The following is a 22,626-nucleotide window of genomic DNA, read 5'->3' as shown; positions in this document are numbered from 1 at the left end:
CTGTGCAACATCTCGTCACCGATCTGCTGGTCACGCTCGCGTACGGCGTGGTCGGCATCGCTCTGATGGCCATCGGTTATGTCCTGGTCGACGTGGCGACGCCGGGCAAGCTTCACGAGTTGATCTGGGTTGAGCGCAATCGCAACGCGGCGGTGTTGCTCTCGTCGAACCTGGTCGGGGTGGGCACGATCGTGGTGGCGGCGATCGTGGCGAGTGCCGATGATTTCCGGCTGGGTCTGATCGGGGCGGGCGCGTACGGCATTCTCGGTCTGGTGATCATGGCGGTGGCGTTCGTGCTGCTGGACGCGGCGACTCCGGGCAAGCTCGGTGAGTTGCTGGTGGATCCGCAGCCGCATCCGGCGGTGTGGGTCTCGGCGACGGTGCACCTCGCCACCGGCGCGATCATCGCCGCCGCGATCATCTGATGAGCGGCAAGCCCGCCAGGCCCGGGGTGGGGAAGGACAAGCGCACCCAGACGGTGATCTGGTCCGTGGTCGGGGGTTTCGTGGTTTTCGTCTGCGCCATCGGCGTGTTCGGCGGCGACTCGGACACCTCCGTCCCCGCCCCGGCGGCCGACGAACGGTCCGGCACCGTGCCGATCCTCAAGGCGGCCACCGACAGCCAGGGCATCTGCTACGGATGGGAACTGCTCGACGTGTACGACGACGTGAGCGTCGGCTCCAACCTCGGCGACGGCACCACAGTCATCGACGCGCCCGGCTGCGCGCCCTGGATCGCGGTCTCCGCGAACGTCAGGTACACCTCGTCCAGCAGCGAGTCGGAGGATTCCGCCACGATCCAGATCAAGGGCTCGGAGGACATCGAGTACTCCGAGCTCTACGCGATCGAGACGGGGCTCGGCCGCTTCGGGCTGGACGAGGGCGCGTTCCTCGGCGACCCGGGCTGGGCCGTCACCCGGGCCGCCACGATCCTGCCGCTGCTCGCCGCCGAGCGAGGGCTCGCCGGACCGGCCGCGCCGCCTGCCGCCGGCCCGTCCACCCCGTCCGCACCGCTGCCGGACGCCGGCAGCGACTTCTGGCGGGACCGGTGGCTCTACATCCTCAGCTCGGCGGCGTTGTTCCTGCTCGCCGCGCTGTTCATCGCCGTGGGTGTGCGGCAGCGCCGCAGGCACCGGGGCGGGGTGCCCGCGCAGCGCGCCGGGGCGGGAGCCGCCGGACGTACCCGGAGCATCCGGTGACCGCCGACGTGGCCGCGCGGCCGCGGTGGCGCCTGGCCCGCGCGGCGGTCCTGCTCGCGGTCTTCGTCTGCGCGGCCTGCGGCCTGGTGTACGAGCTGGCGCTGGTCGCGCTCGGCAGCTACCTGATCGGCGACACGGTCGGCCAGGCGTCGATCGTGCTCGGCGTGATGGTCTTCGCGATGGGCGTCGGCGCGCTGGTGGCGAAGCCGTTGCAGTCCCGGGCGGTGGTCTCGTTCGCGGTGATCGAGCTGACCCTGGCGTTGCTCGGCGGCCTGTCCGTGCTCGGCCTCTACGCCGCGTTCGCCTGGCTCGACCTGTACGGCCCGGCGCTCGTCGGCACCGCGTTCGTGCTCGGCCTGCTGATCGGCGCGGAGATCCCGCTGCTCATGGTGATGCTGCAACGCATCCGGGAACAGTCGGCGGGCAGCGCGGTGGCCGACCTGTTCGCCGCCGACTACGTGGGCGCGCTGCTCGGCGGGCTGGCCTTCCCGTTCCTGCTGATCCCGGTCTTCGGCCAGCTCAAGGGCGCGCTCGTGGTGGGCGCGGTGAACGCGGTCGCCGGTGTGGTGCTCGTCTTCACCGTGTTCCGCGCCGACCTCAGCCGGCGGGCGCGGGCCGCGCTGGGCGCGGCCACCGTCGTGGTCGGCCTGCTTCTCGGGTACGCGTGGGTGACCGCCCACGACTTCGAGGTGACCGCCCGCCAGCAGCTCTACCGGGACCCGGTGGTGCACGCCGAGCGCAGCCGCTACCAGGAGATCGTGCTGACCCGCTCGATGCGCGAGCCCGGCCACTCCGACACCGACCTGCGGCTGTTCCTCAACGGCGACCTCCAGTTCAGCTCGATCGACGAGTACCGCTACCACGAGGCGCTCGTGCACCCGGCGATGCGCGGGGCGCACGGCGACGTGCTGGTGCTCGGCGCGGGCGACGGACTGGCCGCGCGGGAGATCCTCAAGTACCCGGACGTGCGCTCGGTGACGCTCGTCGACCTCGACCCGGCAGTGGTGGAGCTGGCCCGCCGCGAGCCGCAGCTGCGCGAGCTGAACCGCGGCTCGCTCACCGACCCCCGGGTACGGGTGCTCAACCTGGACGCGTTCGCCTGGCTGCGTACCGCCACGGACCGCTTCGACGTGGTGATCGCCGACCTGCCCGACCCGGACGAGACGGCCACCGCGAAGCTCTACACGATCGAGTTCTACACGCTGATCCGGCCGGTGCTGGCCCCCGGCGGGCGGCTCGTGGTGCAGTCCGGGTCGCCGTACTTCGCACCCCGGTCGTACTGGTCGATCGAGCGGTCGGTCCGCGAGGCCGGCTTCGCCACCGTGCCGTACCACGTCGACGTGCCGAGCTTCGGCGACTGGGGATTCGTGCTCGCCTCGCCCGGCGACGCCGCGCCGGAACTGGCGCTGCCGGACGACCCGCCACCGCTGCGGTTCCTGACCCCGGCGGTGCTGGCCGCCGCCGCCACGTTCCCCGCCGACCGGGCCCGGCTGGACGTGCCGGCCTCCACCCTGTTGCGACCGAGGGTGCTGGACTACGCCCGCGAGGAGTGGCGCGGCTACTAGGTTTCGGGATATGCCACCCGAATCGCCGCGCCACCGACCGGGGATCGGCTGGCTGGTCCGCCGGCTGCCGACCCGGGCGATCGAGGCGGCGTCCTACCTCCAGGGGTTCGTGCTCTCCGGCGTGGTCACCGTGCTGGCCGTCCGGGCGTACCTGGAGGCCACCGGCTATCCCCAGCTCGGTGGCGGCGGGCTGCACATCGCGCACGTGCTCTGGGGCGGCCTGCTGCTCGCCGTCGGCCTGGGCATCCCGCTGGTCTTCCTCGGCGACGCCTCGCGCAGCGCCGGGGCGGTGGTCGGCGGCATCGGGTTCGGGCTGTTCATCGACGAGGTGGGCAAGTTCGTCACCACCGGCACCGACTACTTCTACGCCCCGGCCGCCGCCATCATCTACGTCGCGTTCGCGCTGCTGGTCCTGCTCACCCAGGCGGTACGCGGGCGCACCGGACGATCCCGGCTGACTCCGGCCGAGCGCACCGCGAACGCGCTGGACATGGTGCTCAGCGGCCTGCCGGCCGGGCTGACCGATCGCCGCCGGGCCGCCGTGCTGCGGCTCGTGCAGGGCACCGGACCGGCCACCGAGACCGCTGTGGCGCGACTGCTGGACGCGGTGCCGCACCGGGAACCGCCGCCGGTGCGGCTCTGGCAGCGGGCGGCGGACCGGGCCCGGCGTCTCGCCGTCTGGGCGGCCGGGCGCCGCTGGCTCATCTGGCCGGTGGTGGTCTACCTGGTGGTGGAGCCGGTGCTCACCGTGCTGGCGGTGTTCCTCGACGGCGTGACCGGGCACCTGGGCGAGGAGCGGGAGTGGGGCGCGATCCTGGGCGTCAGCGCCAGTGCGCTGATCACCGCCGTGCTCGGCCTGTGGGCCGCCTGGCTGCTGCGCCGCAACCGGACCGAGGCGTTCCGCCTGTTCAAGCTGGCGCTGCTGGTCGACCTGCTGTTCGGGCAGGTCTTCAACTTCACCGTCAACCAGTTCGGCGCGGTCGCCGCTGTCGCGCTCGATCTCGCGCTGCTCGGCGTGGTCACCGCCGAGCACCGCCGGTTGCGCCGCGCCGAGAAGTGAGCCGGTCCAGGGTGCTGAGCTGGTCGGAGATCGCTACGGTGGGCATCTGATCTAGGAAGGGAGAGTCATGGTCGATGCTCCGGGCACCCCGCCCCGCGCGCGTCCCGGTGTGGTGACGCTTTCCAGTTGGCTGCTCATTTTCGTCGCCGCGATCCAGGTGGTGAACCTGATCGTGGCGCTGACCGTCATCGGCAAGATCCGTGACGTGCTCAGCGACGCGTACGCCGGCACGGGCGCCGAGTCGGTCGGCGACATCGCGTACGCGTTCAGTCTCATCTCGGCTGTCGTGTCGCTGCTGATCGCGGCCGGGCTCGTCGTGCTGGCCCTGTTGAACAACCGGGGCAAGAATGGCTCCCGGATCACCACCTGGGTGCTGGGCGGCATCCTGTTCTGCTGCACCGCCGGCGGGCTGGTCAGCGGCATCTCCGGCGGCATGACGGGCGGCACCACCACCGGTGACGCGCCCAGCCCGGAGGAGATCCAGCGCCGGCTGGAGGACGTGCTGCCGTCCTGGTACACGCCCGTCAACCTGCTGCTGGGCCTGGTCGCGCTGCTCGCCCTGCTGGCCGCGCTGATCCTGTTGGCGCTGCCGCAGGCGAACGAGTTCTTCCGCAAGCCCAAGGCCGGCTGGGAGCCGCCGGTGCCGGGTGGCGCCTACCCGGCGTACCCGGGCCAGTCGGGGGAGCCGGCTTACCCGTCGTACCCGCCCCCGCCCGGCACGCCCCCGCCCGGCGGCCAGCCTCCGTTCCCTGGCGGTGGCCAGCCGCCCTTCCCGTCCGGCGGTCAGCCGCCGTCGACGCCTGGTGGTCAGCCGCCGTCCGCACCCGGCGGCCAGCCGGGTGAGCGCCGCGATCCGGAGCCGCCGTCCGGAAGTTGACCTCCGGATTGCGGCGACGCCGACGATCCCTCCGAGTAGGTTGCAAGCCGACGCCTACCGGAGGGATCAGTCGTGTCGTACCCCGATCGGGCCGCACCCCGTCGGCCGGGCACCGTCCTCGCCGCGGCGGCGCTGCTGCTGGCGATGGCGGTCGGCGCCGTGGCGTACGCGGTGCTCAACCTGGCCGTCAGCGGCGGCACGGTGGACCGGTTCCGGGTTGCGGCGGCCCAGCGGACCGGCGCGGGCGGCGGTGACATCGACCAGGTGGCCGGCCTGCTGCGCGGCTCCACAGTGCTGGCCGCCGTGCTCGGCGTGCTCGCCGGGTTGCTGCTCGCCGGGCTTGCCCTGGGCCTGCTCGCGGGCCGTTCCGGCGCCCGGACCGGGACCTGGGTGGTCGCCGGTACGGGACTGCTCTGCGGCTGCTGCGGGCTGGCGGTGCTGGTCGGCCAGCGGGCCGTCCCGCTGCGGCTCGGCGCGGACGACCGGGTCACCGCCGACCTGCTGGAACTCGTCGGTGACGCCTACCCGTCGTGGTGGATCCCGGTGAACGCGACGCTGTCGGTGGCGCAGGTCCTCGGCTACCTGGTGGTGGTCGCGCTGCTCACGCTGCCCTCGGCCGGCGCGTTCCTGCGCCACCGCACCGCACCGCTGCGGCTGTCCGGTTACGGCTCGACCGTGTCCGGCACGCAGGCGCCCGGTCCGACGCCCTGGGGCCCGCCGGCCGGCCTGCACGCGCCGTCCGCGCCGCCCGCCTCCGGGCCGACGCCGCCGCCGGATGGTCCGTCGCCGTACGAACGGCCCGCGCCGCCCCCGTCCGGCCCGCCCGCGCCGCCGCCGGATGGGTTCCCGCCACCTACCGAGGACCGCCGATGACAGGTGACACCCCCTCCCGGCGCCGAGCCCTGATCACCGGCGCCAGCCTGGGCATCGGCGAGGCGTTCGCCCGCCGGCTCGCCGCCGACGGCTGGGACCTCGTCCTGGTGGCCCGCGACGGTGCCCGGCTGGACGCGCTGGCGGCCGAGCTGACCGGCCGGCACGGCGGCGACGCGGAGACGATCGCCGCCGATCTGTCCACCGAGGACGGCTGCGCCGCCGTCGAACACCGGCTGGCCGCCGGTACGCCGGTCGAGCTGCTTGTCAACAACGCCGGCATCAGTCTGAACACCTCCTTCGTCCGCTCGTCGGTGGCGGACGAGGCGCGGCTGGTGCGGCTCAACGTGCTCGCGGTCCTGCGTCTGACCCATGCGGCGCTCGGTCCGATGATCGAACGAGGCCAGGGCGCAGTGATAAATGTCTCTTCCGTTGCGGGCTTCGGTGTCCCCATGCCGGGATCCACGTACTCGGCCAGCAAGGCGTGGGTGACGAATTTCAGTGAGTCGATCGGCCAGTCCGTCGCGCCGCTCGGCGTACGCGTAATGGCGCTCTGCCCCGGCTACACACGAACCGGAAATCACGAAAGGGCGGGCATCGACATGTCGCGCCTGCCTGCCTGGGCCTGGCTACGCGCTGACGACGTGGTCGCCGAAGGGCTGCGTGACCTGCGCAAAGGCAAGTCGGTGAGCGTTCCGGACTGGAAGTACAAGGTGGCGGTGGCCGGGCTGCGGCACGCGCCGAAACGCCTGCTGCGCGGCTTCGGGCGGGACACCAGGGGTGCGGTAGGCCGGCAGCGCGGCTGACCGCACCTGCCCGGCTGCGGGCCGCTGTCGCGGTCGACCGGGATGGACGGTCGCACAGCGTAGCCGCTCATCGCCACCGATCGGTCGCCCGCAGGGTTGACCAGGGCGGACCCGAAGGACGGCGCTCAGACTTGCGAAGTACGCTCTATCGCCATGGGCGACCGCGACGACCTGCGCAAATTCATCACTGACCTCGCTGTGGTGCACGGCCGGGTGGTGCTCTCGTCGGGCCGCGAGGCGGACTGGTACGTGGATCTGCGTCGCGTCACGCTCCATCACGAGGCGGCTCCGTTGATCGGCCGGGTCATGCGGGAACTCACCGCCGACTGGTCGTACGACGCGGTCGGCGGGTTGACCCTGGGCGCCGATCCGGTGGCCGCCGCCATGCTGCACGCCTCGGCGGGCACGGGTCGCGCGGTCGACGCCTTCGTTGTCCGCAAGGAGGGCAAGGCTCACGGTCTTCAGCGCCGGATCGAGGGGCCGGACGTCTCCGGGCGACGGGTGCTCGCGGTCGAGGACACCTCCACCACCGGTGGAAGTGTGTTGACGGCGGTCGAGGCATTGCGTGAGGCAGGGGCCGAGGTGGTGGGTGTGGCGGTTATTGTTGATCGAGGTGCCGGCGACACGGTGCGAGCCGCCGGATTGCCCTATCGGGCGGCCTATACGTTGGCTGACCTCGGCCTTGTGGCGTAAAAGTTTGCCGATTCGGATCTGCTGATATGCAGGCGGATCGATGCTGCTGGTGGAAGGATGGAATACGTGGGAACTGCGTTGGCTGAAATGACCATGCCTCAGATCTCGCCGCTTGCCGGCGAGCCGATCGAACGTGCCGACGCCGAGCGGCTCGCGGGGGTCCTCAAGGCCCTCGCGGACCCCGCCCGGCTGCGGCTGCTCAGCCTGATCCAGTCGGCTCCCGAGGGGGAGGCGTGCGTGTGTGACCTCACCGCGCCGCTCGGCCTCTCGCAGCCGACGGTCAGCCACCACCTGCGTATCCTCACCGAGGCCGGCTTGCTGGAGCGGGAGAAGCGCGGGGTCTGGGCGTACTACCGGCTGGTGCCGTCCGCGATCGCCACGATCGCGGATCTGCTCACCCCGCCGCGGAAGCGGGCCACCAAGAAGGCTCGCTGAAACCTTCCGGGCCGGCCCGCGAGGGTCGTCCCGACCGGGTGACCGGTGGCGTGCGAGGGGTGGCGCCATCAGTGCGCGGGTGACGGCTGCCGTCGTCCCGTGTGACCCGGCTGGAGCAGTGATGTCCGAAGGCCGGTCCTCGTCCGAGGGCCGGCCTTCGGTGTCCGTACGTGCTCAGCGGCGGTGCTGACCGCCGTGCCCGTCGCCGTGCCCGGGCCGGTGCTCCTCGATGCCCTCCCGGGCGGCGTCCACAGTGCCGGCCACGGTCGCCGCGGTGATCACCGCGACCGCCTCGCCGCGCTTGCGTGCCCGCCGGTCCCGCAGGAACTCGAAGAAGATCGGCAGTACCGAGATCACGATGATCAGCGCGACCACCGGCAGGATGTACCTGTCGATCTTGTCGCCGATGGCGTCGTAGATCTGCCGGGCCAGCAGGTAGCCGATCAGCAGGATGCCGTCCACCCAGAGGACCGCGCCCACCACGTTCCACACGAAGAACTGGCGGGCCGGCATGCCGAGCACCCCGGCCACCGGGTTGAGGAACGTCCGCACGATCGGGATGAAGCGGGCCAGCACCACTGCCTTCGCCGGGCCGAACTTCTGGAAGTAGTACTCCGCCTTCTCCACGTACTCCCGCTTGAACAGGCGGGAGTTGGGCTTCTCGAACATGCGGCGGCCGTACCGGGCGCCGAGCCAGTGGCCGAGCTGCGCGCCGACGATGGCGCAGAGCGGCCCGCCGATCATCAGCCCGGCCAGGGAGAGGCGGGTGCCGTCGCCGAAGATGGCGTCGGCCACCGGTGAGGCCGCCACCCCGGCCAGGAACAGCAGCGAGTCGCCCGGGAAGAAGAAGCCGACCAGCAGCCCGGTCTCGGCGAAGAGGATCACCCAGACGCCGATCATGCCGAAGGTGTGGATGAGGTCCTTCGGGTCGAGCGGGTTCAGCGCCACGCTCTCGGAGAACATCCGGGTCTTCTCTGCTGTGTCCACGGCCACACAGGGTACCCCGGCCCGGTCCGGCATATCGGCCGGACCGGGCGTCATCGTCAGAGGCGGGGGTCCACCGGCTCGGACTCGCAGGCGAGGATCGCGAACACCAGCTCGTGGCGGCGCCACAGCGGCGCGTCCTCGGCCAGCGCGTCCAGGGCGGCCAGGCCCAGACCGTGCTCGCGCAACGCCATCCCGCGCTTGCGGCCCAGCGAACGGCTGCGCAACGCGGCGAGCTGAGCCGGGTCGGTGTACCCGGGACCGTAGATGATCCGCAGGTACTCCCGCCCACGGCACTTGATGCCCGGCTGGAGCAGCGAGCCCCTCGGTGACCGGGCGGCCAGGCCCGCGTACGGCTTGACCACCATGCCCTCGCCGCCGGCCGCGGTGAGCGCCAGCCACCACTCGGTGGCGTCGGCCACGGCCGACTCGTCGGCCAGGTCCACCACCCGCCGCCGGGTCGGGGTGAAGAACCCCGGGTCGGCGGCGCAGAGCCGGTCGGCCAGGGCCAGGTGCCAGCCGTGGTCGCGGTCGGCGTAGCTCACCCCGGCCCCGGCCAGCACCGCGAACGGCGCGAGCGTCACCCCGCGCAGGCCGTCGGTCGGGCGGACGTACGCCCGGTAGGCCGCCGAGTAGGCGGTGACCTCGGCGGCCCGCCCGGCCATCCGGTCGCGCAGCCCGGCCACCGGCAGCCCGCGCCCGGCGGCCGTGTCCAGCGCGGCGAGCACCGCCGGCAGGGCGGCCCGCCCGGCCGCGCCGACCCCGGCGTACTGCTCGCGGATCAGCCCGCCCGCCTTCGCCGACCAGGGCAGCAGCTCGGTGTCGAGCAGCAGCCAGTCGGTGTCCAGCTCGGCCCAGAGACCGGCGGTGGTGACCGCGGCGCGCACCCGCGCCAGCAGCTCGCCGTCGAGCGGCGGGCCGAAGAACGGCCGGCCGGTACGGGTGTGCACCACCCCGCCGCCGAAGCGGCCCGGCTCCCGCTCCACGAGCACCACCGCCCGCGAACCCATGTGCTTCTCCTCGCAGACCACCCGGTCCACGCCCGCGCCGCGATAGTCGGCGAACGCCTCGGCCGGGTGCTCCAGGAAACCGTCCACGCTCGACGTGGAGCAGGGCGCCATGGTCGGCGGCAGCCACACCAGCCGGCCCGGGTCGACCGCGAACCGGCTCATCACCTCCAGCGCGGCGGCGGCGTTCTCGGCCGGCACGGTCAGCGACCCGTACGCGTGGGTGAGGTGCCGCCGCCCGGTCACGTCGGCCAGGTCCAGCACGGTGTCCGGACGCGCGGGCGCGACCGGGACCAGCGGACGGGCCGGGGCGTACCACTCCTTGACCGCCGGGACGGCGACCAGCTCCTTCTCCGGGTAGCGCAGCGCGGTCAGCTGCCCGCCGAACACGCAACCGGTGTCCAGGCAGATGGTGTTGTTCACCCACTCCGGCACGGGCGTCGGCGTGTGCCCGTACACGACCATCGCCGAGCCCCGGTAGTCCCGCGCCCACGGGTAGCGCACCGGCAGGCCGTACTCGTCGGTCTCGCCGGTGGTCTCGCCGTAGAGCGCGAACGACCGCACCCGGCCCGACGCCCGCCCGTGGTACGCCTCCTTCAGCCCGGCGTGCGCCACCACGAGCCGGCCGCCGTCGAGCACGTAGTGGCTGACCAGGCCGTCGATGAACGTCTCCACCCCGGCGACGAACTCCGGCGGCTCGGCGGCCAGCTGCTCCATCGTCTCGGCCAGGCCGTGGGTCAGCCGGACGTCCCGCCCGCGCAGCTTGCGCAGCAGCTTCTGCTCGTGGTTGCCCGGCACGCAGATCGCGTTGCCGGCCGCCACCATGCCCATCACCAGGCGGAGCACGCCGGGGGAGTCCGGGCCGCGGTCCACCAGGTCACCGACGAACACCGCGGTACGCCCCGACGGATGCGCCGCGTCCACCGGGCGGCCCGCGTCGTCGCGGCTCAGCACGTAGCCGAGCCGGGACAGCAGCGCCTCCAGCTCGGTACGGCAGCCGTGCACGTCCCCGATCACGTCGAACGGCCCGGTCAGCTCCCGCCGGTCGTTGAACAGCTTCTCGTAGCGGACCTCCGCGGCGTCGATCTCCTCCACCCCGCGCAGGACGTGCACCTTGCGGAAGCCCTCGCGGGCCAGCCGCCCGTACGACTGCCGCAGGTCGCGGCGCATCCGGTTGAGCACCTGCCGGCCGTGCGTGCGGTCGGCGCGCGCCTCGGTACGCTCCCAGGCCACCGCCTCCGGCACGTCCAGCACGATCGCCACCGGCAGCACGTCGTGCTCCCGGGCCACCCGGATCAGCCCGGCGCGGGCGTGCGGCTGGAGATTCGTCGCGTCGACCACAGTGAGCAGCCCTCGGCGGAGCCGGATGGCGGCGACGTGGTGCAGCGCGTCGAACGCGTCGGCGGACGCGGACTGGTCGTTCTCGTCGTCGGCCACCAGACCGCGAAACGTGTCCGAGGAGAGCACCTGGCTGGGCGCGAAGTGCCGCCGGGCGAACGTGGACTTGCCGGAGCCGGAGACGCCGACGAGCGCCACCAGTGCCAGCTCGGGGATGTCCAGGACGGTCATCGGTTCGTCGCCTCCTTCCGGTCGTTGCTGTTGTTCCGCTCTTGCCGGGTGAACACCGCGATCTGGGTCGGCGTGCCCACCTCCGGGTCGTCGTCGCCCACACCGCCGAGGACAGCCGTGTAGCCGTGCGCCGCCGCCACCCGCTCCACCCAGGCGGCGAACTCGGCCCGGGTCCACTCGAACCGGTGGTCCGCGTGCCGGAACCGGTCCGGCCCGAGCCCCTCGTAGCGCACGTTGTACTCGACGTTCGGCGTCGTCACCACCACCGTGCCGGGCCGGGCGTGGCCGAACACCGCGTCCTCCAGCGCGGGGAGGCGCGGCGGATCGAGGTGCTCGATCACCTCCATCAGCACCGCCGCGTCGTACCCCCGGAGCCTGTCGTCCCGGTAGGTCAGCGCGGACTGCCACAGCCGGATCCGGTCCCGCTGCCGCTCCGGCAGCCGTTCCAGGCGCAGCCGCCGGGCCGCCATGCCGAGCGACCGGTCGGACACGTCGACGCCCACCACCTCGGTGAACCGCCGGTCGGCGACGAGCGCGGTGAGCAGCGCGCCGCCACCGCAGCCGAGGTCCAGCACCCGGCTCGCGCCGCTGTCCCGCAGCGCGGCGAGCACCGCCTCCCGCCGCCGTACCGCGAGGGAGGCCCGGCGGGCGTCCTCCGCCGGCGCGACGCCGGACGGCTCGATGCTGTCGTCGGCGGGCGGCTCGTCGGCCAGGCGCAGCTCGGTCAGCCGGGCCATCGCCTCGCCCGCGAGCGCCCGGCGGTGTGCCAGGTAGCGCCGCGTGATCAGGCCCCGCTCGGGGTGCCCGGCCAGCCAGCCGGCGCCCGCGCGCAGCAGCTTGTCCACCTCGTCCGGCGCCACCCAGTAGTGCTTGGCGTCGTCCAGCACCGGCAGCAGCACGTACAGGTGGTTGAGCGCGTCGGCGAGCCGCAGCGTGCCGGTCAGCGTCAGGTCGACGTAACGGCTGTCACCCCACTCCGGGTACGTCTCGTCCAGCGGGATCGGGGTGGCCGTCACGGTCCAGCCCAGCGGCGCGAAGATGCGTACTGCCAGCTCGGCGCCGCCCCGGCAACGCAGCACCGGCACCCGTACGGCCAGCGGGATCGCGCTCGCGGCCAGCTCGGGACGATCGCGCGACTCGCCCCGCAGGGCGGAGCGGAACACCTTCGACAGCGCCGACGAGAGCAGGCTCGACGCCGCGTACGGGCGGTCGTTCACGTACTGCCCGAGCGCGAAGCCCTCCGGCGCGCGGTTCCGGCGGCCGCCGCCCAGCTTCAGCGCATCGACCTCGACCAGCAGCGCCGCCGTGCAGCGCGCCTCGTCCGCCTCCGGGTAGAACACATGCGCGGCACCGGCGGGCAGGTCGAAGCTCTGCACCCGGTCCGGATGCTTCACCAGGAGGTGGCCGAGGTCGGTCGCGGGGCGGTGAGTCGTGGTCAGGGTCAGCAGCACCCGTCGATGATCTCGTGAGTCTCCGGCTCCTGTCGTGGGGGTTTCCGGGCATCCGGCACGCCACCGCAATGTTCCGGCCGCCCGGGACCGTCCATCTATGCGGGACACCCGGGAGGTGCAGTGACGTACGAGGAGTTCGCCGACGCGCGGTTGGGCGCCCTGCTGCGGTACGCGGTCATGCTGACCGGAGATCCGCACCAGGCCCAGGACCTGGTGCAGGAGACCATGGTCCGGGTCCAGCTCAACTGGCGGCGGGTGGCCCGCACCGACGCTCCGGAGCGGTACGTGCGCCGGATGCTCACCAACCAGTTCGTCGACTGGCGGCGCGGATCGTGGGCGCGGCGGGTGCTGCTGCGCGGCGAGGCGGACGAATCCGTGCCCGCGCCGGCCGACCACGCCCAGTCCGCCGTGGACCGGGACCAGATCCGGTCCCTGCTGTCCCTGCTGTCCCGGCTGCCCCGGCGGCAGCGCGCCGCGCTGGTGCTGCGCTACTACGAGGACCTGCCGGACGGGGAGATCGCCGAGGTGCTCGGCTGCGCCGTGGGCACGGTCCGGTCCAGCATCTCGCGGGCGCTGGCCACCCTCCGAGCCGAACACGTGGAGGTCTGCTGATGATCGAGGACGAGCTGCGGGCCGCGTTCGCCCGCCTCGAGGAGTCGACCCCGCCCGTGGGCCCGGTCCGGGCCGCCGTCGACCGGATGGTGATCAGCCGCCGCCGGCGCCGTCGGCGCGTACGCCTGGCCAGCACGGCGCTCGTGGTCGTGGCCGTCGCGCTCGTCGGATTCACGGTGATGGCGCCCCGGCCGCCGGCGCCGGCGCTCACCAAGCCGGTGCCGGAGCCCGGCGGCGCGCTGAACCTGCTGCTGCTCGGCGTCGACGAGCCGGTCGGCAGCAGGCGTGCCGACTCGGTGCTGCTGGTGCACGTGCCGGCCGACCGGAGCCGGCTCTACCTGGTGTCGCTCCCGCGCGACCTGCTGGTGCCGGTGCCGCCGCAGGGCGGGACGGAGAAGCTCAACGCGACGTTCTCCCGCGCCGCCGGGTCGGGCACCGACCTGGCCGCCGGATACCGGGCGACCCGCCAGGCGGTCGCCCGGCTGACCGGGGTACGCGTCGACGCCGGCGCGGTGCTCACGTACCCGGGAGCGCGGGAGCTGACCGACGCGGTCGGCGGCGTACCGGTCTGCCTGCCGGAGCCGGTGCGCTCGGTGCACACCGAGCGGCGTTTCCCGGCCGGATGCCAGCGGCTCGACGGCGCGGCGGCGGTGGACCTGCTGCGGCAGCGGTACGACCTGCGCGACGGCGGACTGGACCGCGACCGCAACGCGGCGCGCTACGCCGCCGGCCTGCTCCGCCAGATGCGCGAGCGGGGAACGATGACCGATCCGGCGCAACTCAGCCGGCTGCTCGTCCGGATCAGCACGGCCGGCACGATCGACGCCGGTGACCTGTCGTTGCCGGCGCTGGTGGGCGCGACCGGCCGGGCCGGCGCCGCCGAACCGGTCGCGCTCGCTCTCCCGGTGCGCGACGAGTGGACCGGCCGCGGGTTCGAGCCGGACCCGGCGCTCGCGCCGGGATTCCTGGACGCATTGCGGGCGGATCGGCTGGCGCAGTGGGCCGCCACCCACCCGGCCCGGGTCACCGCCCTGCGGTGACCCGGCACCGGATCAGCGGTACTCGTCCTCGTCGGCGGTGACGACGCGGGCCTGCTCCATGGCGTCCCAGTCGTCGACCTCCATGCCGCGGTGCGGCTCGCCGTCGGTGTCGTCGGTCACCGTGGTGGCCTGCTCGACCGCGTCGGCCGGCTCGGCCTCCAGATCCCGCTCCTCCGGGGCGAGGTGGTCACCGGGCGCGAAGTCCTCGTCGGGCTGACCCATCGTCCCTCCCTGATCTCCGTGCGGGCATCGTCCCCACCACCGTACGGGCTGGTCCGGGCCGCCGCTGGGTGGCGGGCGGAACGCGGAGTCGGCGATTGTCCCGCTCCCGGCGCGCGGCCGGTGCCAGGATGTTTGGCATGGGCTTTCTGATCCGACTGGCGATCACCGCGGTCGCGTTGTGGATCGCGACGCTGATCGTGCCCGGGGTGGACGTGAGCGGCCGTAACACCGGTAACAACGTGCTCACCCTGATCGTGGTGGCGCTCGTCTTCGGTGTGGTCAACGCGGTGCTCAAGCCGCTCATCAAGGTGTTCGGCTGCGTGTTCTACCTGCTCACGCTCGGCCTGTTCGCGCTCGTGGTGAACGCGCTGCTGTTCCTGCTGACCGACTGGATCGCCGGGGTGCTGAAGCTCCCGTTCCACGTCGACGGTTTCTGGGCCGCGTTCTGGGGCGCCATCGTGGTCGCGGTGGTGAGCTGGCTGATCAGCGTCGTCGTACCGGACCGGCTGGAGAACAGGTGAGCGGCGTCCGGGCCGGTTGCGCCCCGCTCACGCTCCTGCGGGATACTGCCCGCGGTGGACAGCGCGGTCCGGCGCACCGTGGACGTCAGCGACCGGAACGGTCGGCTCCGGGGAAGATCCGGGGCCGGAACGGCCGCCCTCCATGGAAGACAGCGGCCTGCACGGCCGAGAGCGGTAAGTAAGGAGCGTTCGACATGCCCATCGCTTCCCCCGAGGCTTACGCGGAGATGCTGGACCGGGCCAAGGCCGGCCGGTACGCGTACCCCGCGATCAACGTGACCTCCTCGCAGACGCTGAACGCGGCGCTCAAGGGCTTCGCCGACGCGGAGAGCGACGGCATCATCCAGGTCTCCACCGGCGGCGCGGAGTACCTGTCCGGCCCGTCCGTGAAGGACATGGTGACCGGTGCCGTGGCGTTCGCCGCGTACGCGCACGAGGTCGCCAAGAAGTACCCGGTCAACATCGCGCTGCACACCGACCACTGCCCGAAGGACAAGCTGGACAAGTTCGTCCGGCCGCTGATGGCCATCTCGCAGGAGCGCGTCAAGGGCGGCCAGGAGCCGCTGTTCCAGTCGCACATGTGGGACGGCTCGGCCGTGCCGGTGGCGGAGAACCTGGAGATCGCCGAGCAGCTCCTCGCCGAGGCCGCCAAGGGCAAGATCGTCCTCGAGATCGAGGTCGGCGTCGTCGGCGGCGAGGAGGACGGCGTCGAGAACGCCATCAACGACAAGCTCTACACCACCGTCGACGACGGCCTGGCCATGGTCGACGCGCTCGGCCTGGGCGAGAAGGGCCGCTACATGGCGGCGCTGACCTTCGGCAACGTGCACGGCGTCTACAAGCCGGGCAACGTCAAGCTGCGCCCCGAGGTGCTCAAGCAGATCCAGGACGCGGTCGGCGCCAAGTACGGCAAGGACAAGCCCCTCAGCCTGGTCTTCCACGGCGGCTCCGGCTCGCTGCTGTCGGAGATCCGGGAGGCGCTGGACTACGGCGTGGTGAAGATGAACATCGACACCGACACCCAGTACACCTTCACCCGCCCGGTCGCGGACCACATGTTCCGCAACTACGACGGCGTGCTGAAGGTCGACGGCGAGGTCGGCAACAAGAAGATGTACGACCCGCGCGTCTGGGGCAAGGCCGCCGAGGCCGGCATGGCCGCCCGTGTGGTCGAGGCCTGCGAGCACCTGCGCTCCACCGGCACCACCATGAAGTGACACCCCGCGTGTAAGGAAGGGCCCCTTGTTAACGCGTCGGCGTTAACAAGGGGCCCTTCCCCTACCGGAAGCGTTAAGAGGGGGCCCTTCCTTTCACCGCACCAGCACCCGGACGGCGTCGCGGACGTCGTCGGTCAGGTGGACGGTGTGCGACAGGTCGCCGAACGGGGACGCGGCGAACAGCGGCCGCAGCAGCGACTCCACCGGCAGCTCGGTCGTCCAGTACGTGCGGTCCAGGAACACGTACGCCCCGCTCGCCCCGTCGGTGCCGTAGAACGTCTTGGTGGCCGCCTGGAACACCTCCTGCACGGTCCCGGCCTTGCCGGGCGCGAACACGATCCCGCCCCGGGCCAGCCGCAGGATCGTGTCCTCCCGGATGGCGTTGGAGAAGTACTTCGCGATCCGGCCCGCGAACAGGTTCGCCGGCTCGTGGCCGTACAGCCAAGTGGGGATGGCCAGCCCGCCGGAACGGGCCCACTCGGTGCCGGGTGCCGACGGGCGCGGCGAGGGCAGCGACGGGCCGCCCGAGTACCGCTCGCGCACCGCCAGCGCCGCCGCCGTGTACCGGTCGTGGTCGGTGAAGTCCGGCGCGACGGCGAGCACGTCGATCGCGGCGGTCAGCTCCTCGGCCGGCCAGGCCGCGAGGAACGCGCCGAGGTTCGCCGCCTCCATCACGCCCGGACCGCCGCCGGTGACCACCAGGCGGTCGGCCCGCGCCAGCTCCCAGCCCAGCACCGCGGCCATCCGGTACGCGACGCTGCCGCGCGGCACCGCGTGCCCGCCCATCACCCCCACCACCGACTGCGGCCCGTGCGCGGCCAGCCACGACCGGGTGGCGTCGGCCAGCGCGTTGTCCACGCCGTGGTCGTGCAGTCGCTGCCCGAGCGCCTCGCGTACGTCCGGCAGCGCGCCGCCGTGCGCCCGGAAGTGCGCGTACACCCGGGTGTCGTACATCCCGGCGAAGCCGCCCTCGGCGAACCCGGCAGCCAGCTCGTCGGCGGTGTATAGGTGCGACGGCTGCGTCGGGTAGGGCAGCCCGGAGAACGGCGGGACCACGTTGGCGCCCCGGCGGACCAGGTCCGCGCCCACCTCGCGGCCGGCGAAGCGGCAGCCCACGAAGAGGGTGCCGGTGACGTCGACGTCGCGCAGGTCGGGTACCGGGTCGAGGTCGAGACGCAGGCCCTGCACTGTCAGCCCGGCCAGGGTCCCCCCGGCCAGCCGCTGCTCGAACGCGGTGCGGGTCTCGATCTCGTTGACGTGGGGCGCGTGCGGCTCGATGACGTCCGCGGGTGGTGGGGTCGGCACCAGGCCATCCTGCCCCCGCACGGCAAGTGCCGAAACCGGGGGCGAAGACGACAGGAGCCCGGCGGGCACGCCGCCGGGCTCCTGCGTAACCGGGTCCTGGGGAGGCTCCGGATCTGTATTTGTAGTGCAAGAACCACTGCGGCGGCATGGGCCGCGGGTACGTGTGCTCCCGCCGCAGGCGTGACGAAACCCTCAGCCGTTCAGCCAACCGTACGGGCGGGCCCTCTCGCGTACCCGAGGGCGAAGCGGGTTGAATGGGGCGATGCATAACCTGTTGCCTGAGCCACCGGCCACCCTGCTCCCGGCCCACGAGGAGGCCGACGCCGCGCTCGCGGTGGCGGCCGAGCAGGGCACCGACGAGGCGTACGCCGAGGTCGCGGCCCGCTTCCCGACCTACAGCGCGGCCTGGGCCGCGCTGGCCGGCCGCGCGTTCGCCGCGGATCAGGTCGTCACCGCCTACGCGTACGCCCGCACCGGCTACCACCGGGGCCTGGACCAGTTGCGCCGCAACGGCTGGAAGGGCCACGGCCCGGTGCCCTGGTCGCACGAGCCCAACCAGGGCTTCCTCCGCTGCCTCTACGTGCTGTCCCGTGCCGCGGGGGAGATCGGCGAGGCGGACGAGGCGGCCCGCTGCGCCCAGTTCCTCCGGGACTGCGACCCGGTCGCCGGGGACGCGCTGTCCGGCGAGTGACCACCGCCGCGACGGCCGGCCCCGACCCGGGTGCCGGCCGTCGCGCCCGTCCTACAGCCCCTCCGCCACCGACGCGGCGATCTTCAGCCAGGCGTCGCGGGTGGCGGAGGAGAGCTGCCCGTACCGCAGCGGCTCGCCGGTGTCGATGAGCCGCTCGTACGGCGCCAGCAGCACCGCCCGGGTCCGCGCCGCGAAGTGGGCCTGGATGGCGGGCAGGTCGATCTCCTTGCGCGACGGCGGCATCGACACCACGGTGACCGCCTGCCGGACCAGCCGCTGCCGGCCGCTCTGCTCCAGGTGGTCGAGCATCCGGGCGGCGGTCTCGGCCGAGTCGTTACGCGCCGACATGGTCACCACGAGCTGGTCGGTGGCGTCCATCGCGGCCTGCCAGTTCTGCGCCCGGACGTTGTTCCCGGTGTCCACGAAGATCAGCTTGTAGAACCGGCTGACCACCTCACGGATCTCCGCGAACGCGGCGGCGGTGAGCATCTCGCCGCCGGTCGCGGACTCGTCCGAGGCCAGCACGTCGAACATGCCCTCGCCCTGTGAGCGGACGTACTGCGACAGGTCACCGACCCGGCCGTGCGGACCCTGGAACTGGGACAGGTCGCGCAGCATGTCCCGCACCGTACGGGCGTGGAAGTCCTGCTGGGCCCGCATGCCGAGGGTGCCCTGGGTCTCGTTGTTGTCCCAGGCCAGCACGTACCCGCCGCGCTTCTGGCCGAACGTCATGGCGAGCAGCAGGATGGCGACCGTCTTGCCGGCGCCGCCCTTCGGGTTGACCACAGTCACCTGGCGCAGCCCGCCGAAGTTGCGGCGGACCATCTCGATGTCGCGCCGCACCTCCTGCTCGTGCCGCCCGGGCGCGAGCCGGACCAGCCCGATCTTGTTGACCACCGCGCGTACGCCCATGGTGGCCACCGGGTCGACCGGCCGGGCCTGGCGGCGGCGGGCGAAGTCCTCGGCGGTCGGCGGCACCGCCTGCTGAGGCGTCCAGCCCTGCTCCGGCTGGGCATGCGGTGGAGGGGGCACGACGGGGCCGGACACCGGCGCCTGCGGAGGCACCGGGACGCCCGGCTGGGGCGGGCCGGCCTGGGGCGTCCAGCCGGGCGGCGGGTACCAGCCGGCCTGACCGGGCTGCGGCGGGTACCCGGGCTGCGGGTAGCCGTTGCCGTAGGGGGACGGCTGCGCCGGCACGCCCGGCGACGGCGGGAACGGTCCGAGCCGGGGCGGCTCCGGGGTGGGATCGCCCGGCCCTCCCGGCCCCGCGCCGGATTCCGGCGACGGCGGCGGGAGCGCTGCCCCGGCCACCGTGGCACGCCCGGAGACGGGGCCCTCGGCCTGGAAAGTGTCGGGTGGCGGTGGCGCGGTGACCGTGGCCCGGCCCTCGGCCTGGAGGGCGTCGGGTGGCGGTGGCCCGGCGACGGTGGCGCGGCCGGAGACGGTGCCGTCGGCCTCCGGTGCGCCGGGCCACGCAGCCGCGCTGGCGTCGGAAGCGGGATCAGGCGTGGTGGCGCTCTCCGGCGTGGTCCGCTGCGGCGGCTGCGCCCAGGGGGAGGTGGTCCGCCCGTTCCCGGCACCCTCGCCACCGGCCCCCGGAACCGGCGGGGTCTCCGGAACCGGCGTGGCCTGCGGGACCGGCGTGGTTTCGGGGACGGGCGTCACCTGCTGCTGCGTTGGCGAAGGCGGGCTCACCGGCGCCGTGGCCGGCGAGCCGGACGCCGCCGGTTCGGCCGGGCCGGAAGCCGCCTGGTCGAGCGTGAACGGCCGGTCCAGGTCGACAGCGGGCGCCGGGACGTCCGCCGCCGGCGTGGGAGCGTCCGCCGGCGGGAGCGGCCAGGGCACCGACGCCCACGGCGGGATCGCGGCCGCCGCCGCGTCGGTCTCCTCCGGCGGCCAGAGCGGCTCGACGTCCCGCTGCGGCACCTGCGGTCGGCCCGGTACGTGGGCCCGGTCGTCGTTCTCGTGCACCACGGTTCCTCCCCATTCCCTCCGCCGAGGATAGGCGGTTCGGCCAGCGGCGCGAGCCGGGTGGGAATCGACCGAGGTCAGCCCGTCCAGACCGCCCAGGCGCCCGGCTCGGTCCACCAGGAGCGCTTGCGGCTCAGCTCGCCCTCGACGCCGTCGTCGAGGAAGGGGACCTTCTCGTCACGGGGCACGACCGCCACCGCGCGTCCCCGCGCCCGGCGTACCTCCAGCCGGACCTTCTTCCGGCCCAACGCCGACCGGGTGACCACCGGTACGGCGACGCCCACCGTCACCCGCCCGTCGGCCGGATCCGGGTCGGCCAGCAGGTCCACCTCGCCCAGGCGCCCGTACCCGCCCGCGTTTCCGATCGCGCACGCGGTGATCGGCTCGGAGCCGTCGCTGAGCACCGCACCGTCGACCTCGACCCGGGCCCGCCAGTGCAGCGGCCGGCCCGCGTCGTCGGCGGCGCCGAGCAGCGCGCCGTCCAGCGTCACCGAGCCGCCGTCGTTGCGCAGCAGGTCCAGCCGCCGTGCGGTGCCGTCCAGCACCGCGGCGGCCACGCCGGCCGGATCCCGGGGCAGCCCGAGCTGCGCGGCCAGGTCCCGCGCCGTCCCGGACCGGGCCGGATCGAGCGGGAGTACGCCGACCGGCGGCAGGTCGGGCACCGTACGGTTGTCGGCCAGATCGTCGGGGCGGCGGCTCGGCGGCGGAGCGTACCGGCGCACCAGCCGGCGCAGGACGGCGCGCAACTGACCGTCACTGGCGGTGGCGACGATCAGCCGGGTCTTGCCGTCGGAATCCGGCCAGGTGAGGCCGTCGGCACGCGGCGGGCCGTCGAGGCGGGCCAGCACCTCGTCGATCTCCTTGTCCGACCGGGCGGTCACGGTGGTCACCCGCGCGCCCCGGGCGGTCAGCTCGTCCGCGCAGGCCAGCACCGGTACGCGCGGCGTCTCGCAGCGCTCCTCGCCGCTCTCGGCGGCGGTGTCGTCCGCGCCGCCGCAGCAGGCGCCGCCGCTGCCGCAGCCACCGCCGGGAGCGTCCCGCTCCGAGCCGAGGGTGAGCAGCACCACGTCGTACACGAAGGAGCCTCCTGGTTCTTGACCAACCCCTGCTGGTCCCACCGTCACTACTTGTTAGCCTGACACCCCGGGCTCGCTGACCGGTCGCCACCTGGCACCCGAGCCTTCTGGAGGCGAGAAGATGCCAGCGATCGTGCTGCTCGGCGCCCAGTGGGGCGACGAGGGCAAGGGCAAGGTTACCGACCTGCTGGGTGAGCGGGTCGACTACGTCGTGCGTTACTCCGGCGGCAACAACGCAGGCCACACGGTGATCACGCCGGACGGCCAGAAGTACGCGCTGCACCTCATGCCGTCCGGTGCGCTGTCACCGAGCGCGATGATCGTGATCGGCAACGGCGTGGTGGTCGACCCGAAGGTGCTGCTGCAGGAGATCGACGGGCTCGCCGAGCGCGGCGTGGACGTGTCCCGCCTGCGCATCTCCGGCGACGCGCACCTGATCATGCCGCACCACCGGGCGCTGGACCGGGTGGTCGAGCGCTACCTCGGCAGCTCCCGCATCGGCACCACCGGCCGGGGCATCGGTCCCGCGTACGGCGACAAGGTCGCCCGGATGGGCATCCGGCTTCAGGACCTGCTCGACCCGGGCATCCTGCGCAAGAAGCTGGAGCTGGCGCTCCGCGAGAAGAACCAGCTCCTGTTCAAGATCTACAACCGTAAGGCGATCGACGTCGAGGAGACCGTCGAGGAATACCTCCGGTACGCCGAGCGGCTACGCCCGTACATCGCCGAGACCCGGGTGATGCTCTGGGACGCGCTCGACCGCGGCGAGACCGTGCTGCTGGAGGGTGCCCAGGCCACCATGCTCGACATGGACCACGGCACCTACCCGTTCGTCACCTCGTCGAACCCGACGGCCGGCGGGGCGTGCGTGGGCGCGGGCATCCCGCCGACCGCCATCACCAAGGTCATCGCGGTGAGCAAGGCGTACACGACGCGGGTGGGCTCCGGCCCGTTCCCGACCGAGCTGTTCGACGACAACGGGCAGCACCTGCGCAAGGTCGGTCACGAGTACGGCACCACCACCGGCCGGGAGCGCCGCTGCGGCTGGTTCGACGCCGTCGTGGCCCGGTACGCGTGCCGCCTCAACGGCGTCACCGACCTGGTGGTCACCAAGCTGGACGTGCTGACCGGCCTCGCGAAGGTGCCGATCTGCGTCGGCTACGAGATCAACGGCGAGCGCTTCGACGACATGCCGATGACGCAGACCGACTTCCACCACGCCACGCCGATCTACGAAGAGCTCGACGGCTGGTGGGAGGACATCACCAAGGCGCGGACCGAGGACGAGCTCCCCGAGAACGCCCGCCGCTACATCGCCCGCATCGAGGAACTGACCGGCACCCGCGTGAGCGTGGTAGGCGTAGGCCCAGGCCGAGAGGAAAACGTCCTCCGCCACCCCCTCCTCCCCTAACCCCCACCCCTCACCCCCCGGGGCGAGGGCGGTTGCGGGCGAGGG

The 22,626-nt window shown here is 73.1% G+C and carries 22 protein-coding genes; 15 read left to right on the top strand and 7 right to left on the bottom strand.

The features are described from left to right. Positions 1 to 2 precede the first annotated feature (2 nt). From AB0D28_RS12780 to AB0D28_RS12740, 9 genes are all read left to right on the top strand, one after another. A complete protein-coding gene (locus AB0D28_RS12780; protein WP_357385194.1) occupies positions 3 to 425 on the top strand; it encodes a DUF350 domain-containing protein in 423 nt (140 codons plus the stop codon). Then, positions 425 to 1,198, top strand: a complete 774-nt coding sequence (locus AB0D28_RS12775) for a hypothetical protein (protein ID WP_357385192.1) — start codon at positions 425 to 427, stop codon at positions 1,196 to 1,198. Before AB0D28_RS12780 ends, AB0D28_RS12775 begins: the two co-directional genes overlap by 1 nt. Further along, on the top strand, positions 1,195 to 2,763 hold the full coding sequence (locus tag AB0D28_RS12770) for a polyamine aminopropyltransferase (protein WP_357385190.1): 1,569 nt from the start codon (positions 1,195 to 1,197) through the stop codon (positions 2,761 to 2,763). Before AB0D28_RS12775 ends, AB0D28_RS12770 begins: the two co-directional genes overlap by 4 nt. Before the next feature lie 64 nt (positions 2,764 to 2,827). Next, a complete protein-coding gene (locus AB0D28_RS12765; RefSeq protein ID WP_357385328.1) occupies positions 2,828 to 3,823 on the top strand; it encodes a hypothetical protein in 996 nt (331 codons plus the stop codon). 67 nt (positions 3,824 to 3,890) lie between these two features. Continuing rightward, positions 3,891 to 4,700: a hypothetical protein gene (locus tag AB0D28_RS12760; protein ID WP_357385188.1), complete on the top strand. Its 810-nt coding sequence runs from the start codon at positions 3,891 to 3,893 to the stop codon at positions 4,698 to 4,700. A 72-nt stretch (positions 4,701 to 4,772) separates the two neighbouring features. Further along, positions 4,773 to 5,573, top strand: a complete 801-nt coding sequence (locus tag AB0D28_RS12755; RefSeq protein ID WP_357385186.1) for a hypothetical protein — start codon at positions 4,773 to 4,775, stop codon at positions 5,571 to 5,573. Then, complete coding sequence (locus AB0D28_RS12750; protein WP_357385184.1) at positions 5,570 to 6,376, top strand: SDR family oxidoreductase; 807 nt, start codon at positions 5,570 to 5,572, stop codon at positions 6,374 to 6,376. Before AB0D28_RS12755 ends, AB0D28_RS12750 begins: the two co-directional genes overlap by 4 nt. Positions 6,377 to 6,529: 153 nt before the next feature. Continuing rightward, positions 6,530 to 7,069 (top strand): orotate phosphoribosyltransferase, encoded by a 540-nt coding sequence (pyrE, locus tag AB0D28_RS12745; protein WP_357385182.1) that lies wholly within the window; start codon positions 6,530 to 6,532, stop codon positions 7,067 to 7,069. A 57-nt stretch (positions 7,070 to 7,126) separates the two neighbouring features. After that, positions 7,127 to 7,504: a metalloregulator ArsR/SmtB family transcription factor gene (locus tag AB0D28_RS12740; protein WP_007454255.1), complete on the top strand. Its 378-nt coding sequence runs from the start codon at positions 7,127 to 7,129 to the stop codon at positions 7,502 to 7,504. Positions 7,505 to 7,678: 174 nt separating this feature from the next. Here the strand turns inward: AB0D28_RS12740 and AB0D28_RS12735 are convergent, their stop codons facing one another. Genes AB0D28_RS12735 through AB0D28_RS12725 form a run of 3 tightly spaced genes read right to left on the bottom strand, consistent with a single transcriptional unit; the run spans position 7,679 to position 12,515 of the window. Further along, on the bottom strand, positions 7,679 to 8,524 hold the full coding sequence (locus AB0D28_RS12735; RefSeq protein ID WP_357385326.1) for a DedA family protein: 846 nt from the start codon (positions 8,522 to 8,524) through the stop codon (positions 7,679 to 7,681). Between the two features lie 23 nt (positions 8,525 to 8,547). After that, entirely contained in the window at positions 8,548 to 11,064 is a 2,517-nt protein-coding gene (locus tag AB0D28_RS12730) for a polynucleotide kinase-phosphatase (protein ID WP_357385180.1), read from the bottom strand. Next, positions 11,061 to 12,515 carry a 3' terminal RNA ribose 2'-O-methyltransferase Hen1 gene (locus AB0D28_RS12725; protein ID WP_357385178.1) on the bottom strand — a complete coding sequence of 485 codons (1,455 nt, stop codon included), beginning with the start codon at positions 12,513 to 12,515 and terminating at the stop codon, positions 11,061 to 11,063. The genes AB0D28_RS12730 and AB0D28_RS12725 overlap by 4 nt, the downstream gene beginning before the upstream one ends. A 120-nt stretch (positions 12,516 to 12,635) precedes the next feature. Here AB0D28_RS12725 and AB0D28_RS12720 point away from each other — a divergent pair, with 120 nt between their 5' ends. Further along, the gene (locus tag AB0D28_RS12720; protein WP_357385176.1) at positions 12,636 to 13,127 is read left to right on the top strand and encodes a SigE family RNA polymerase sigma factor; all 492 of its coding nucleotides are present in this window, start codon (positions 12,636 to 12,638) and stop codon (positions 13,125 to 13,127) included. Next, the gene (locus AB0D28_RS12715; protein WP_357385174.1) at positions 13,127 to 14,167 is read left to right on the top strand and encodes an LCP family protein; all 1,041 of its coding nucleotides are present in this window, start codon (positions 13,127 to 13,129) and stop codon (positions 14,165 to 14,167) included. The genes AB0D28_RS12720 and AB0D28_RS12715 overlap by 1 nt, the downstream gene beginning before the upstream one ends. A 12-nt stretch (positions 14,168 to 14,179) precedes the next feature. On the opposite strand, the gene AB0D28_RS12710 is transcribed toward AB0D28_RS12715, so the two are convergent. Next, positions 14,180 to 14,389: a hypothetical protein gene (locus tag AB0D28_RS12710; protein WP_357385172.1), complete on the bottom strand. Its 210-nt coding sequence runs from the start codon at positions 14,387 to 14,389 to the stop codon at positions 14,180 to 14,182. 137 nt (positions 14,390 to 14,526) lie between these two features. Between AB0D28_RS12710 and AB0D28_RS12705 the strand changes: the two genes are divergently transcribed. Continuing rightward, the gene (locus AB0D28_RS12705) at positions 14,527 to 14,910 is read left to right on the top strand and encodes a phage holin family protein (protein WP_184680857.1); all 384 of its coding nucleotides are present in this window, start codon (positions 14,527 to 14,529) and stop codon (positions 14,908 to 14,910) included. A 194-nt stretch (positions 14,911 to 15,104) separates the two neighbouring features. Next, positions 15,105 to 16,127: a class II fructose-bisphosphate aldolase gene (fbaA, locus tag AB0D28_RS12700; RefSeq protein WP_013283394.1), complete on the top strand. Its 1,023-nt coding sequence runs from the start codon at positions 15,105 to 15,107 to the stop codon at positions 16,125 to 16,127. A gap of 93 nt (positions 16,128 to 16,220) precedes the next feature. Here fbaA and AB0D28_RS12695 read toward each other — a convergent pair whose 3' ends face one another. Then, a complete protein-coding gene (locus AB0D28_RS12695) occupies positions 16,221 to 17,432 on the bottom strand; it encodes a hypothetical protein (RefSeq protein ID WP_357385169.1) in 1,212 nt (403 codons plus the stop codon). 262 nt (positions 17,433 to 17,694) lie between these two features. Here AB0D28_RS12695 and AB0D28_RS12690 point away from each other — a divergent pair, with 262 nt between their 5' ends. Continuing rightward, positions 17,695 to 18,123, top strand: coding sequence for a DUF3151 domain-containing protein (locus tag AB0D28_RS12690; RefSeq protein WP_357385167.1), 429 nt, complete (start codon positions 17,695 to 17,697; stop codon positions 18,121 to 18,123). A 51-nt stretch (positions 18,124 to 18,174) separates the two neighbouring features. Here the strand turns inward: AB0D28_RS12690 and AB0D28_RS12685 are convergent, their stop codons facing one another. Next, positions 18,175 to 20,097 carry a chromosome partitioning protein gene (locus AB0D28_RS12685; RefSeq protein WP_357385165.1) on the bottom strand — a complete coding sequence of 641 codons (1,923 nt, stop codon included), beginning with the start codon at positions 20,095 to 20,097 and terminating at the stop codon, positions 18,175 to 18,177. A gap of 74 nt (positions 20,098 to 20,171) precedes the next feature. Beyond that, positions 20,172 to 21,170: a diacylglycerol kinase family protein gene (locus AB0D28_RS12680; protein WP_357385163.1), complete on the bottom strand. Its 999-nt coding sequence runs from the start codon at positions 21,168 to 21,170 to the stop codon at positions 20,172 to 20,174. Between the two features lie 121 nt (positions 21,171 to 21,291). On the opposite strand from AB0D28_RS12680, the gene AB0D28_RS12675 reads away from it, so the two are divergent. Continuing rightward, complete coding sequence (locus tag AB0D28_RS12675; RefSeq protein WP_357385161.1) at positions 21,292 to 22,581, top strand: adenylosuccinate synthase; 1,290 nt, start codon at positions 21,292 to 21,294, stop codon at positions 22,579 to 22,581. The last annotated feature ends 45 nt before the right edge of the window (positions 22,582 to 22,626 follow it).

Source organism: Micromonospora sp. NPDC048169 (assembly GCF_040652815.1).
Lineage (GTDB): Bacteria > Actinomycetota > Actinomycetes > Mycobacteriales > Micromonosporaceae > Micromonospora.
Note: the sequence above shows the minus strand (reverse complement) of the source record. Positions and strands in the feature narration are given on the sequence as shown.